Source organism: Kosakonia sp. PSU_27 (assembly GCF_039409795.1).
Lineage (GTDB): Bacteria > Pseudomonadota > Gammaproteobacteria > Enterobacterales > Enterobacteriaceae > Kosakonia.
In genome coordinates, this window is record NZ_JBCIVK010000005.1 from 319726 (window position 1) to 331396 (window position 11671).

Consider the following 11671-nt stretch of genomic DNA (forward strand, 5'->3'; position numbering starts at 1 on the left):
AAGCAGAATGATCAAGCTCGGTATCGTGATGGATCCCATCGCGGACATCAATATCAAAAAAGACTCCAGCTTCGCCATGCTGCTGGAAGCTCAGCGCCGCGGCTACGAGCTGCACTATATGGAGATGGCGGATCTTTATCTGATTAACGGTGAAGCCCGCGCCCGTACCCGCACGTTGTCCGTCGAACACAATTACGACAAATGGTATGAATTCGGCAGCGAACAGGATCTTGCTCTCGCTGAGCTGGACACCATCCTGATGCGTAAAGATCCGCCGTTCGATACCGAATATATTTATGCGACGTATATCCTTGAACGCGCGGAAGAAAAAGGTACGCTGATCGTTAACAAACCGCAGAGCCTGCGCGACTGCAACGAAAAACTGTTCACCGCCTGGTTCCCGGAGTTAACCCCGGAAACGCTGGTTACGCGCAACAAAGCACAGTTAAAAGCCTTCTGGCAGAAGCACACCGACATCATTCTTAAGCCGCTGGACGGCATGGGCGGTACCTCAATTTTCCGCGTTAAAGAGGGCGATCCAAACCTCTCGGTTATCGCCGAAACGCTCACAGAGCTGGGCAGCCGCTACTGCATGGCGCAAAACTACCTGCCCGCCATCAAAGATGGCGACAAACGTGTGTTGGTCGTTGATGGCGAACCGGTGCCTTACTGTCTGGCACGCATTCCGCAGGGCGGTGAAACTCGCGGTAACCTCGCCGCAGGTGGACGCGGCGAACCGCGTCCATTAAGCGAAAGCGACTGGGCTATCGCGCGTAAAGTCGCGCCGGTGCTGAAAGCCAAAGGCTTGATCTTTGTCGGCCTGGATATTATCGGCGATCGCCTGACCGAAATTAACGTCACCAGCCCGACCTGCATACGCGAAATCGAAGCGGAATTCCCGATCTCAATTACCGGTATGTTGATGGACGCTATCGAGAAACGCCTCGGAAAATAACTGTCATAGAAAGGTGCGGGACGGATCCCGCCCCTCGCCAGCTTTGGCTAGTGACAGCACTCCGCTTTCCCCCCATACTAAGCTGTCGCTTTTTTGAACCAGGAAACAGAACCTCTGACAATGAATTTACAGCATCACTTTCTTATTGCCATGCCTGCTCTTCAGGATCCCCTCTTTCGTCGCTCCGTGGTTTACATTTGCGAGTACAACGATGAAGGTGCGATGGGGCTGATTATTAATAAGCCTCTGGAAAACCTGAAAGTGGAAGGTGTTCTGGAAAAACTCAAAATCCAGCCCACAGAACGCGATCCGGCAATCCGCCTGGATAAACCGGTGCTGCTTGGCGGCCCGCTGGCCGAAGATCGCGGTTTTATTCTGCATACGCCACCAGCGGCATTCTCGTCGAGCATTCGCGTGTCGGATAACACCGTGATCACCACCTCGCGCGATGTGCTGGAGACGCTTGGCACGGCAGAGCAACCGAGCGAAGTGCTGGTAGCGCTGGGTTATGCCTCGTGGGAGAAAGGGCAGCTTGAGGAGGAGATCCTTGATAACGCCTGGCTCACTGCGCCTGCGGATCTCAACATTCTGTTTAAAACGCCGATCGCCGATCGCTGGCGTGAAGCGGCCAAGCTTATCGGTATCGATATCTCTACCATGCCTGGCGTGGCAGGGCACGCCTGATGAGCGGAACCCTGTTAGCCTTTGATTTCGGTACCAAAAGCATTGGCGTTGCCATCGGGCAGCGTATAACGGGCACCGCTCGCCCACTCAGCGCGCTGAAAGCGCAGGACGGCACACCGGACTGGAAGCTTATCGAAAAGCTGTTAAAAGAGTGGCAGCCCGAGTCTGTCATTGTGGGTTTGCCGTTGAATATGGACGGCACCGAGCAACCCCTCACCGCCCGTGCCCGTAACTTTGCCAACAAAGTTCATGGCCGTTTTGGCGTGCAGGTGACGCTGCATGATGAGCGTTTAAGCACCGTAGAAGCCCGCGCCGGGCTGTTTGAACGCGGCGGTTTTCGCGCGCTCGACAAAGGAAGTGTCGATTCCGCTTCCGCAGTCATCATCCTTGAGAGCTACTTCGAACAACATTTCTGAACCTGTCCCGACCAGCCGTTCTCCCTGTTCCTGACCCGACGAAAGCCGCGACCTGTTCGCGGCTTTCTGCCGATCATTCTCACAGTTTCTGGCTGTGCTTTTTGCATTTCATCGCGTGTTTCTATAAAAGAAACATAGTGGCGTTAGCCAGCGTCAGGATTTTTCCGTCAGGCGTTCGACCAGCGCGTGAAGTGCCTGCAGCCGTGTGTCCACTACCGTGTCGTCAACGTGCCACATTCCGGCAAAGGCAAGTGCGGCGGAGTGCGCACCAAGCGGTTTTGCCATCGAGACTTCTCCGTCATCATGGTGCCAGACCACATGGCCGCGCTCGCGTTGCTCGGCAACATGCGGACCAAGCAGTCGCCACTGCTCTTCGCTAAAGCGCTGTTGCAGGGTTTCATCACTTTCTGCCGCCAGTAAGGCCATGCCGATGACGGACTGCCAGGCCGGAAGCATATGAAAACCAGCCAACGCCTGGCTGACCTGGCTACCGGGCTCGGAGTGATAGATATAGATCACCTGATCCTCCCAGAGCACGCCCATTGCCACCACGATATCTTTCGGGGCATGGCTTTCCAGTAGTGGCAGCGCCTGGGAAAACAGTGCCGAACCACGAATAGCCTGCGCTGCCAGCGCATGGATACCGGGACCGGGAAGATAGCGGCGCTGTGCGTCCTGCATCGTCAGGCCAATAGAAGCCATGGTCATCAACAACCGGTTTACACGGGTTGTGTTAATGCCCATCAGGCGAGCCAGTTCGCGACAGCCAATGGCGCGATCGCTGGAAACCAGATACTGCAGGCAGCGAATGCCGTCGATCAGGCTTTGATTGGGTTGTGAAGACATTGCAGGTTCACTTTTCAGGTTGCTCGAAAAACCGATTTTACCGCCAGTAAAGAAGGAAACAAGGTTATGAAAATCTTTCCTCAAACCGATGCCAGAACATTTCCAACGCAGCAACTGCAGGCAGACCTGTTAGTTGCGGGTGGCGGGCTGGCGGGGCTTTGCGCCGCGCTGGCGGCAGCGCGAGACGGCTTGCAAGTGGTGCTCGTTCAGGACAGACCGGTGCTTGGCGGAAATGCCTCCAGCGAAGTGCGTCTGTGGGCCAACGGCGCAACCTCCCATATGGGTAATAATAACCGTTGGGCACGCGAAGGCGGCATCATGGGCGAAATCATGGAAGAGAACCTCTGGCGGAACAAAGAGGGAAACCCGGTGATGTTCGACCTCGTGCTGCTGGATCTTGCCAAAAGCCAGCCGGGGCTGACATTGCTGCTCAATACCGCCGTCTTTGAGGTCGAAAAAACGGAAAATGCCCTCACTGCGGTAAAAGCCTTCAACCCGATTAACGAGACCTTTTACAGCGTAAGCGCCGCGCAGTTCTGCGATGCTACCGGCGACGGCGTGCTCGGTTTTCTGGCGGGCGCAGAATACCGTGAAGGCGCGGAAGAAGCGGAAGAACTGGGTGAAAAAATGGCGCCCGGTGACAATTTTGGTCATAAGCTGGGCCACTCCATCTATTTCTACACGAAGCAAACCGCCGGGCCGGTCAAGTTTGTTCCCCCCTCTTTCGCCCTGAGAGATATCACCGCAATCCCGCGCTACAAGCGCCTGACGTCAACACTGAACGGCTGCGATTTATGGTGGCTGGAGTGGGGAGGCCGCCTCGATACCGTGCACGAAAGTGAAGAGATCAAATGGGAACTGTGGAAGATTGTCTGGGGCGTCTGGGATCATATTAAAAACTCTGGCGAATTCCCTGAAGCTGCCAGTATGACTATCGAATGGGTCGGCGCGATCCCCGGCAAACGTGAAAGCCGCCGTTTCCTTGGCGATCATTTGCTGTGCCAGCAGGACATTATTGAGCAACGCGATCACTATGACGCCGTGGGTTATGGCGGTTGGTCGATAGATTTGCACCCGGCTGATGGCGTGTACAGCACCCACGACGGCTGTCGGCAGTTTCACAGCAAAGGCACCTACACCATTCCGTTTCGCAGCCTCTACAGCCGCTCGCTCGATAACTTATTGCTTACCGGGCGGCTCATCTCCGCCTCGCATGTCGCCTTCGGCAGCGCCCGCGTAATGTGTACCTGCGGTCTGCTGGGCGAAGTGGTCGGACGCGCCGCTGCGCAGTGTAAAGCACTTAACCTGCTGCCGCGTGAACTGGCGCAGCGGGAGCATATCAGCGCTTTGCAGCAACATTTACAGGCCACTGGCTGTTATATCCCACGCCAGTGGCTGAACGACCCGGCGCAAGGCGCCACCGTCAGCGCCAGCAGCGAATACCAACTGAGCGAGCTGGAACCCAACGGCAGCTGGCAGTCGCTTTCGGAGCGCATGGCGATACTGTTACCCGTACGCGCAGGCGCGCAACTGCCCGAAATGACGCTGCGTTTACGGGCATCAACACCGCAGCCACTGGCGGTTTCGCTGCTTGGCAGTGCACGCGCCGGGAACTTCACCCCGGACTATCAATACGACGAAAACGCGCTTCAGGTCTCCGGCGAAGCAGAGCACACCCTGGCCTTCCAGTGGCAAAGCGATCGCGATCAGTACGTATTTGTCGCTTTCGAAGCGCAGGAAAATATCGAAATTGCGCTCACGAATACCCACCTGCCAGGTCTTATGACGGTCTTTAACAGCCTTAACGCCCGTGTGGCAAAACACACCCGGCAGGTCGCAGATGGCGATTATGGCGTCGACGAGTTCGATTTCTGGCTGCCACGCCGCCATCCGCAGCAGATCTTCCCCGCCCTGCGCTTCAGCCAGCCATTGAATGGCTGGTGTGCGCAGAATGTATTAAATGGCCGCTTGCGTCCGGAGCAGCAAATCAACGCATGGACACCGGCCGCAGATGATGTCGCCCCGGAGATCATCTGGCGCTGGGCGGAGCCGCAAACGCTGCGGCATCTGACGCTGGTGCAGGACAACGACTTCGATAACGCGATGGAGTCGGTCCAGATGGGCCACCACTATGCTGTAACGCCGCATTGCATCACGCACTACCGTCTGTGGGCCGATGAACAGCTCCTGGCCGAGGTAGATAATAACCACCACTCGGTGTGCCAGCACAGGCTCGAAGTGCCGCTAGCGGTGCGCAGCGTCAGGCTGGAGATCCTGAAAACGGCGGGCGCGCTGCCTGCGGTTTACTCGCTAAACATCCGCTAAAGCCAGCCTTGCAGCACTCGCTGTTGGTGGCTTTGTGCAAAGGTTTGCATCCCCACCTGTTGCCCGGTTTGCATTACGCCGGGCAACTGGTGGGTTTTGCCTTCGCGGATCAAGCTCGCCACCGCCGGAGAGTTGATCAGCAACTCGAATAATGCCACTCGCCCTCCCCGCTTGTCCGCCTCAAGTTTTTGCGCCAGCACCGCCTGCAGGCTTCCCGCCAGTTGGCTGCGCACAGGATCTTTTTCTTGCGCCGGAAAGGTATCGACCAACCTCTCTACCGCTTGTGCCGCACCGCGCGTATGCAGCGTCGCCAGCACCAGATGCCCGGTTTCTGCGGCGGTCAGGGCCAGACGGATGGTCTCGCTGTCGCGCAACTCACCGAGCAGGATCACATCCGGATCCTCACGCAGCGCCGCGCGCAGGCCGTCGGCAAATGACATGCAATGCAGACCCACTTCCCGCTGCTGAATCAGGCAGCGGTTGCTGGTGTGAACAAACTCGATCGGATCTTCCAGCGTCAGAATATGCGCATCGTTATGCTGATTCAGATAATCCACCATGGCTGCCAGAGTGGTGGATTTGCCGCTGCCGGTCGCGCCCGTCACCAGAATCAGGCCGTTTTCCCGCCCAAGTAATTCGCTCAGGGGCGCAGGGGCGTCCAGCTCGCTGAGCAGTGGGCAGCTTTGCGGTAGCAAGCGTAACGCCAGCGAAACACCTCCGTGACGCGTAAAGGCTCCTGCCCGCAGCCTGTGCCCCGCGGCTGTCGTCAGGGCAAAATCGACCTGCCCCCGCTCTCGCCACAGACGCTGCTGAGCCGTATTGAGGTGCAAATCAATCAGCCCGGCGAGATCCGCTATTTCAAACGGCGCAGGTTCCAGACGGCCTTGCTGCCGCCAGCGCGGCACAGAGCCACTGCACAGGTGTAGATCCGAGACATTATGCTTTACACTAAGCGCCACTATTTCTTCTATATCCATATAGCCATCCTGGAATCATGAACGATATTGCGCATAACCTGGCACAGGTCCGGGACAAAATCTCAGCCGCCGCAGCGCGCTGCGGCCGTGCTTCAGAAGAAGTGACATTGCTTGCAGTGAGCAAAACCAAACCTGCGAGCGTTGTCGCAGAAGCGATCGACGCCGGGCAACGTGCTTTTGGCGAAAACTATGTTCAGGAAGGGGTGGATAAAATTAACCACTTCAGGCAACTGGGCGTTCAGGGTCTGCAATGGCACTTTATTGGCCCGCTACAGTCCAACAAAAGCCGTCTGGTGGCGGAGAACTTCGACTGGTGCCACACGGTAGACAGGTTGCGTATTGCCAGTCGTTTAAGCGAGCAGCGCCCGGCAACGTTAGCGCCGCTGAATGTGCTTATCCAAATCAACATCAGTGATGAGCAGAGCAAATCCGGTATCGCGCTCAGCGAGCTGGATGCGCTGGCCGCTCAGGTAGCCGAGCTACCCGGCGTTTGCCTGCGCGGGTTGATGGCGATACCTGCGCCGGAAACTGATTACGAACGCCAGTTTGCCGTGGCACGGCAAATGGCTGTAGCATTTGAAGCGTTGAAAACACGCTATCCGACGGTGGATACCCTGTCGTTGGGCATGTCCGACGATATGACCGCCGCCATTGCGGCGGGAAGCACGATGGTGCGCATTGGTACGGCCATTTTTGGTGCGCGCGATTACACGAAAAATTAAGGAAAACTGAGGAACGCCATGAAGACGTTGACTTTCCTGCTCTCGACAGTGATTGAACTCTACACAATGGTTCTGCTGTTACGTGTCTGGATGCAGTGGGCACGCTGTGATTTTTACAACCCGTTTTCGCAGTTCGTGGTCAAGGCCACGCAGCCGATTGTCGGGCCGCTGCGCCGCGTGCTGCCCGCGATGGGGCCGCTGGATAGCGCCTCGCTGCTGATTGCTTTTGTTCTGTCGTTTATTAAAGCGATACTGATCTTTATGGTCATCACCTTCCAGCCGATTATCTGGGCCTCCGCCCTGCTGATTTTACTCAAAACCATCGGCTTGATGATTTTCTGGGTGCTGCTGGCTATGGCCATCATGAGTTGGGTCAGTCAGGGACGCAGCCCGGTGGAGTATGTGCTCATGCAGTTGACCGAGCCGCTGCTGCGCCCAATCCGCAGTCTGCTGCCGGCCATGGGCGGCATCGATTTTTCACCGATGATTCTGGTGCTGCTGCTGTATGTTCTGAATATGGGGATTGCGGAATTGCTGCAATCTACCGGCGATATTCTGCTGCCGGGGCTGTGGATGGCACTATGAGTGCCGTTGTTACCTGTGAAGACGGGCTGGTGTTGCGGCTGTATATTCAGCCTAAAGCCAGCCGTGACGCCATTATCGGGCTGCATGGCGACGAGTTAAAAGTCGCCATCACCGCCCCGCCAGTGGACGGCCAGGCTAATGCGCACCTGGTAAAATTCCTCGCTAAGCAGTTCCGCGTGGCGAAAAACCAGGTCGTGATTGAAAAAGGCGAACTGGGCCGCCACAAACAGATTAAAATCTCACATCCGCAACAGATCCCGACGGAAGTCGCGGCGCTGATACATTAGGATCCGCTATGCAAAAAGTTGTCCTCGCTACCGGTAATGCCGGTAAGGTGCGCGAGCTGGCCTCGCTGCTGAATGATTTTGGCTTTGATGTTGTCGCACAAACTGAGTTGGGCGTGGAGTCCGCCGAAGAGACCGGCCTGACGTTTATTGAAAACGCGATCCTCAAAGCGCGCCACGCGGCGCAAGTTACTGGCCTGCCTGCGATTGCCGACGATTCAGGCCTGGCTGTCGATGCCCTCGGCGGTGCGCCGGGCATTTATTCCGCCCGTTATTCCGGCGTTGATGCCAGCGACCAGCAGAATCTGGAAAAACTGCTCGACGCGCTAAAAGATGTGCCGGACGCTGAGCGCAAAGCACAATTCCATTGCGTACTGGTCTATATGCGTCATGCGGATGACCCGACCCCGCTGGTGTGCCACGGCCGCTGGCCTGGCGTGATTACGCGGCAGCCTGCCGGTAACGGCGGCTTTGGCTACGATCCGATTTTCTTTGTCCCTGCTGAGGGCAAAACCGCAGCGGAGCTCACCCGCGAAGAAAAAAGCGCGATCTCCCACCGTGGACAAGCGTTGAAACTGTTACTGGAAGCACTGCGTAATGGCTGATTTGCCGCCTCTGAGCCTTTATATACATATTCCGTGGTGCGTACAGAAATGTCCGTACTGCGATTTCAATTCCCACGCATTAAAGGGCGAAGTACCGCACGACGACTACGTTCAGCATTTGCTTAACGATCTCGATGCCGATGTCGCCTACGCGCAGGGACGTGAAATAAAGACCATTTTTATTGGTGGCGGTACGCCGAGCCTGCTCTCTGGCCCGGCAATGCAAGCATTACTGGACGGTGTACGTGCGCGTTTGCCGCTCGCACTGGATGCAGAAATAACCATGGAAGCCAACCCCGGAACCGTGGAAGCCGACCGCTTTGTCGACTACCAGCGTGCCGGCGTGAACCGCATTTCCATTGGCGTACAAAGTTTTAGCAAAACGAAGTTACAGCGCCTGGGGCGTATTCACGGCCCTCAGGAAGCCAAACGCGCCGCGCACCTGGCGGGCGGGCTGGGGCTACGCAGCTTTAACCTTGATTTAATGCACGGCCTGCCGGATCAGTCGCTGGAAGAAGCGCTGGACGACTTGCGCCAGGCGATTGCGCTCAACCCGCCGCATCTGTCGTGGTATCAGCTCACCATTGAACCTAATACGCTGTTTGGCTCACGCCCTCCGGTGCTGCCAGATGACGATGCGCTCTGGGACATTTTCGAACAGGGCCACCAGATCCTTACCGCCGCCGGGTATCAACAATATGAAACCTCGGCTTACGCGAAACCTGGCTACCAGTGTCAGCACAATCTCAACTACTGGCGTTTTGGCGACTATCTGGGGATTGGTTGCGGTGCGCACGGTAAAGTGACGTTGCCGGATGGGCGTATCCTGCGCACGGCAAAAACCCGTCATCCACGCGGTTATATGCAGGGCAATTACCTGGATAAGCAGCACGATGTGGAGACGCAAGATAAACCGTTTGAATTCTTTATGAACCGTTTCCGCCTGCTTGAACCCGCACCGCGTGCAGATTTCTCACGCTATACCGGCCTGGATGAGCGCGTTATTCGCCCGCAAATTGAGGAAGCACTGAAGCTGAATTATTTGACGGAAAGTGAAGAGAGCTGGCAGATAACAGAACACGGTAAATTATTTCTTAATTCCATGCTGGAACTATTTCTTGCCGAATAATTCCGGTGCTGGCTGTTCGGTTATTGGAATAGCCAGCCAGATAATTATCAGGCAATTCCAAAGAATACCCTGTCACCACAGAACATAATCCCGCCGCTCAACGCCGTCAGGATGAAGGCACAGCAAGAAAGAGTGGCGCGGAAGGTAAAAAAACACAGCCTTCGTACAAAGAAGGCTGCTGATTGCGGTTACTTAAGTCCTGAGGTTAACGCCTTCCGGCTCTCTTCCAGCGTCACTACACGCTTACAAACATCTTTCCCGAACTGCTGGAAATCCGCGTCCTGGTTTTTCCACTCGTTCTGGATAGCGGTCTGTAAACCGCCGAGGCTGCCTAAGACGTTTTGTAATGGGTTACCGCCGCTTTTCAGCACCGCTTTCGCGCCCATTTCATTAATGCTGTCCTGCAGAATGCCGCCCATCGCCTGGTTCACCAGTTGCTGGCCGTCCGCACGCACTTGCTCAATCGCTTTATAGTGGAAGGTCAGGCCATCGCTACGATGCTCAATAATGCGATTCATCTGCTCTTTTAATTGCGCATCTAGCTTGGTCAGGCGATTACGCATGCTGCTGCTTTCACCGACCTCTTTGACGATGATTTTATCCAGCGCAATGCGGTTTTTCTCCACGCGGCTACGCGCACCATTGTCAATCCACGGCAGCGCGCTGCGCAGTTCTGCCTGGTAATCTTTTGCCTGCTCGCGCTGAGCGGCGCTAAGGGTCGGTTGTTTGCCGTTGAACATCACGTTGCCATCCGGTGTGATAACCAGATTGCCGTTCTCGCCTTTCACCTGCACGGTTTGCGGGTTGATGATCACATCGTCACGCGGCGTGACGCTACATTGATAGTCGGCCTGAGCCGCGAATGCTGTAAGCGTTAGAGCCGCCGCCAGTAGCGTTTTGCGCATCATAAAAACTCCTGTAGAGACAAAACGGGCCAGCAAATGCTGGCCCCTTATGTTTTAGTTAGTCCCACCAAACGTCGAAAAGTTCGCTCACGCGCACCTCGGTCAAATGGTGTTCTTCAAGCCATTTACGCACGATGGCCTGATGCTCTTCAGTACATTTGCCAATCTCTTGCAGGCAAATCAGACCATCCCACGCCAGATAACCGCTACCGTCAAACGCCAGCTTGTTCGGCTCAATCACTTCCTGAATAAAGTCATCAACCGTTTTATCAATCTGCTCTTCGCTGGTGCCTTCCGGGAAGCGCCATGCAACAGAAAAACCCAGTTCCTGAAATTCATCGATATGCATTTTTTTACGCAAACGACGGCTGCGGTTTGTTGCCATTATTTCACCCTCTCGAACATTAAGTCCCATACGCCGTGACCAAGACGATGGCCACGCTGTTCAAATTTGGTTACCGGGCGCGACTCTGGACGCGGCACAAAGTCGTTTGTCGCCGACAGGTTTTTGTAACCGTCGATGGAAGTCATCACTTCCAGCATATGCTGCGCGTAGGCTTCCCAGTCAGTCGCCATATGAAACACGCCGCCCAGCTTGAGCTTGCTTTTCACCAGTTCAGCAAAGGGTACCTGAACGATGCGGCGTTTATTATGACGCGCTTTGTGCCACGGGTCAGGGAAAAAGAGCTGCACCATATTCAAAGAATTGTCAGGGATCATCTTGTGCAACACTTCTACAGCGTCGTGGCACATGACGCGCAGGTTTTCCACGCCCTCTTCATGTGCGGAGGAGAGACAAGCGCCAACGCCCGGCGAATGTACTTCAATGCCGAGGAAATCCTGCTCCGGTCGCGTTTTCGCCATTTCAACCAGCGACGCGCCCATACCAAAACCGATCTCCAGCGTGACAGGAGCTGTGCGGCCAAACAGCGTTGTGAAATCCAGCGGCTGCTCAGTGAACTCAACGCCCATCACCGGCCAGTAATTATCCAGCGCGTGTTGCTGCCCTTTCGTCAGGCGGCCCTGGCGACGGACAAAGCTGCGAATGCGGCGCAACGGGCGGCCGTTTTCATCAAATTCCGGTGAAATGACGTCGTTATTCATAAAGTGATCTGCTTGTGAGAGTGTTCAGGAAACGGGCATTATCCAAAGTTCATCGCCCGATGCAAGCACCGGAAAGTTCCGGTTTACAGCTCAGCGCCTCTGTGCTGCAATCTTCGCCCCTGATTACGTGATTC

At 55.8% G+C, this 11671-nt stretch carries 14 protein-coding genes; 9 read left to right on the top strand and 5 right to left on the bottom strand.

The annotated features are described in order from the left end of the window. The first annotated feature begins 7 nt into the window (after positions 1–7). The 3 genes from gshB to ruvX all read left to right on the top strand — a co-directional run bounded on the left by gshB (position 8) and on the right by ruvX (position 2055). Positions 8–955 carry a glutathione synthase gene (gene gshB / locus AAIG26_RS14470; RefSeq protein WP_097406108.1) on the top strand — a complete coding sequence of 316 codons (948 nt, stop codon included), beginning with the start codon at positions 8–10 and terminating at the stop codon, positions 953–955. Positions 956–1075: 120 nt separating this feature from the next. Then, complete coding sequence (locus AAIG26_RS14475) at positions 1076–1639, top strand: YqgE/AlgH family protein (protein WP_017457580.1); 564 nt, start codon at positions 1076–1078, stop codon at positions 1637–1639. Continuing rightward, a complete protein-coding gene (gene ruvX / locus AAIG26_RS14480; protein ID WP_017457579.1) occupies positions 1639–2055 on the top strand; it encodes a Holliday junction resolvase RuvX in 417 nt (138 codons plus the stop codon). The genes AAIG26_RS14475 and ruvX overlap by 1 nt, the downstream gene beginning before the upstream one ends. 153 nt (positions 2056–2208) lie before the next feature. On the opposite strand, the gene AAIG26_RS14485 is transcribed toward ruvX, so the two are convergent. Then, positions 2209–2901 carry a hypothetical protein gene (locus tag AAIG26_RS14485; protein ID WP_044489482.1) on the bottom strand — a complete coding sequence of 231 codons (693 nt, stop codon included), beginning with the start codon at positions 2899–2901 and terminating at the stop codon, positions 2209–2211. 66 nt (positions 2902–2967) lie between these two features. Between AAIG26_RS14485 and AAIG26_RS14490 the strand changes: the two genes are divergently transcribed. Beyond that, positions 2968–5226, top strand: coding sequence for an FAD-dependent oxidoreductase (locus AAIG26_RS14490; protein WP_343180826.1), 2259 nt, complete (start codon positions 2968–2970; stop codon positions 5224–5226). Here AAIG26_RS14490 and AAIG26_RS14495 read toward each other — a convergent pair. Beyond that, entirely contained in the window at positions 5223–6203 is a 981-nt protein-coding gene (locus AAIG26_RS14495; protein ID WP_343180828.1) for a type IV pilus twitching motility protein PilT, read from the bottom strand. The genes AAIG26_RS14490 and AAIG26_RS14495 overlap by 4 nt on opposite strands. 17 nt (positions 6204–6220) lie before the next feature. Between AAIG26_RS14495 and AAIG26_RS14500 the strand changes: the two genes are divergently transcribed. Genes AAIG26_RS14500 through hemW form a run of 5 tightly spaced genes read left to right on the top strand, consistent with a single transcriptional unit; the run spans position 6221 to position 9528 of the window. Further along, positions 6221–6925, top strand: a complete 705-nt coding sequence (locus tag AAIG26_RS14500) for a YggS family pyridoxal phosphate-dependent enzyme (RefSeq protein ID WP_269231782.1) — start codon at positions 6221–6223, stop codon at positions 6923–6925. Positions 6926–6943: 18 nt separating this feature from the next. Next, positions 6944–7510: a YggT family protein gene (locus AAIG26_RS14505; RefSeq protein ID WP_269231781.1), complete on the top strand. Its 567-nt coding sequence runs from the start codon at positions 6944–6946 to the stop codon at positions 7508–7510. Next, entirely contained in the window at positions 7507–7797 is a 291-nt protein-coding gene (gene yggU / locus AAIG26_RS14510; protein ID WP_017457573.1) for a DUF167 family protein YggU, read from the top strand. Before AAIG26_RS14505 ends, yggU begins: the two co-directional genes overlap by 4 nt. An 8-nt stretch (positions 7798–7805) precedes the next feature. After that, complete coding sequence (locus AAIG26_RS14515) at positions 7806–8399, top strand: XTP/dITP diphosphatase (RefSeq protein ID WP_020455170.1); 594 nt, start codon at positions 7806–7808, stop codon at positions 8397–8399. Further along, entirely contained in the window at positions 8392–9528 is a 1137-nt protein-coding gene (gene hemW, locus AAIG26_RS14520; protein WP_343180829.1) for a radical SAM family heme chaperone HemW, read from the top strand. The genes AAIG26_RS14515 and hemW overlap by 8 nt, the downstream gene beginning before the upstream one ends. 188 nt (positions 9529–9716) lie before the next feature. On the opposite strand, the gene AAIG26_RS14525 is transcribed toward hemW, so the two are convergent. From AAIG26_RS14525 to trmB, 3 genes are read right to left on the bottom strand one after another with little or no spacing between them, the layout of a single operon-like run. Further along, complete coding sequence (locus AAIG26_RS14525; RefSeq protein WP_343180830.1) at positions 9717–10436, bottom strand: DUF2884 domain-containing protein; 720 nt, start codon at positions 10434–10436, stop codon at positions 9717–9719. Positions 10437–10491: 55 nt separating this feature from the next. Then, positions 10492–10818 carry a YggL family protein gene (locus AAIG26_RS14530; protein WP_017457568.1) on the bottom strand — a complete coding sequence of 109 codons (327 nt, stop codon included), beginning with the start codon at positions 10816–10818 and terminating at the stop codon, positions 10492–10494. Then, complete coding sequence (gene trmB / locus AAIG26_RS14535; protein ID WP_097406099.1) at positions 10818–11537, bottom strand: tRNA (guanosine(46)-N7)-methyltransferase TrmB; 720 nt, start codon at positions 11535–11537, stop codon at positions 10818–10820. The genes AAIG26_RS14530 and trmB overlap by 1 nt, the downstream gene beginning before the upstream one ends. Between the last annotated feature and the right edge of the window lie 134 nt (positions 11538–11671).

Coding starts and splice junctions, on each gene's coding strand:
- AAIG26_RS14530 (WP_017457568.1), bottom strand. CDS start 10,818: ATGGCAACAAACCGCAGCCGTCGTTTGCGTAAAAAAATGCATATCGAT.
- AAIG26_RS14500 (WP_269231782.1), top strand. CDS start 6,221: ATGAACGATATTGCGCATAACCTGGCACAGGTCCGGGACAAAATCTCA.
- AAIG26_RS14495 (WP_343180828.1), bottom strand. CDS start 6,203: ATGGATATAGAAGAAATAGTGGCGCTTAGTGTAAAGCATAATGTCTCG.
- yggU (WP_017457573.1), top strand. CDS start 7,507: ATGAGTGCCGTTGTTACCTGTGAAGACGGGCTGGTGTTGCGGCTGTAT.
- AAIG26_RS14525 (WP_343180830.1), bottom strand. CDS start 10,436: ATGATGCGCAAAACGCTACTGGCGGCGGCTCTAACGCTTACAGCATTC.
- hemW (WP_343180829.1), top strand. CDS start 8,392: ATGGCTGATTTGCCGCCTCTGAGCCTTTATATACATATTCCGTGGTGC.
- AAIG26_RS14475 (WP_017457580.1), top strand. CDS start 1,076: ATGAATTTACAGCATCACTTTCTTATTGCCATGCCTGCTCTTCAGGAT.
- AAIG26_RS14505 (WP_269231781.1), top strand. CDS start 6,944: ATGAAGACGTTGACTTTCCTGCTCTCGACAGTGATTGAACTCTACACA.
- trmB (WP_097406099.1), bottom strand. CDS start 11,537: ATGAATAACGACGTCATTTCACCGGAATTTGATGAAAACGGCCGCCCG.
- gshB (WP_097406108.1), top strand. CDS start 8: ATGATCAAGCTCGGTATCGTGATGGATCCCATCGCGGACATCAATATC.
- AAIG26_RS14515 (WP_020455170.1), top strand. CDS start 7,806: ATGCAAAAAGTTGTCCTCGCTACCGGTAATGCCGGTAAGGTGCGCGAG.
- AAIG26_RS14485 (WP_044489482.1), bottom strand. CDS start 2,901: ATGTCTTCACAACCCAATCAAAGCCTGATCGACGGCATTCGCTGCCTG.
- AAIG26_RS14490 (WP_343180826.1), top strand. CDS start 2,968: ATGAAAATCTTTCCTCAAACCGATGCCAGAACATTTCCAACGCAGCAA.
- ruvX (WP_017457579.1), top strand. CDS start 1,639: ATGAGCGGAACCCTGTTAGCCTTTGATTTCGGTACCAAAAGCATTGGC.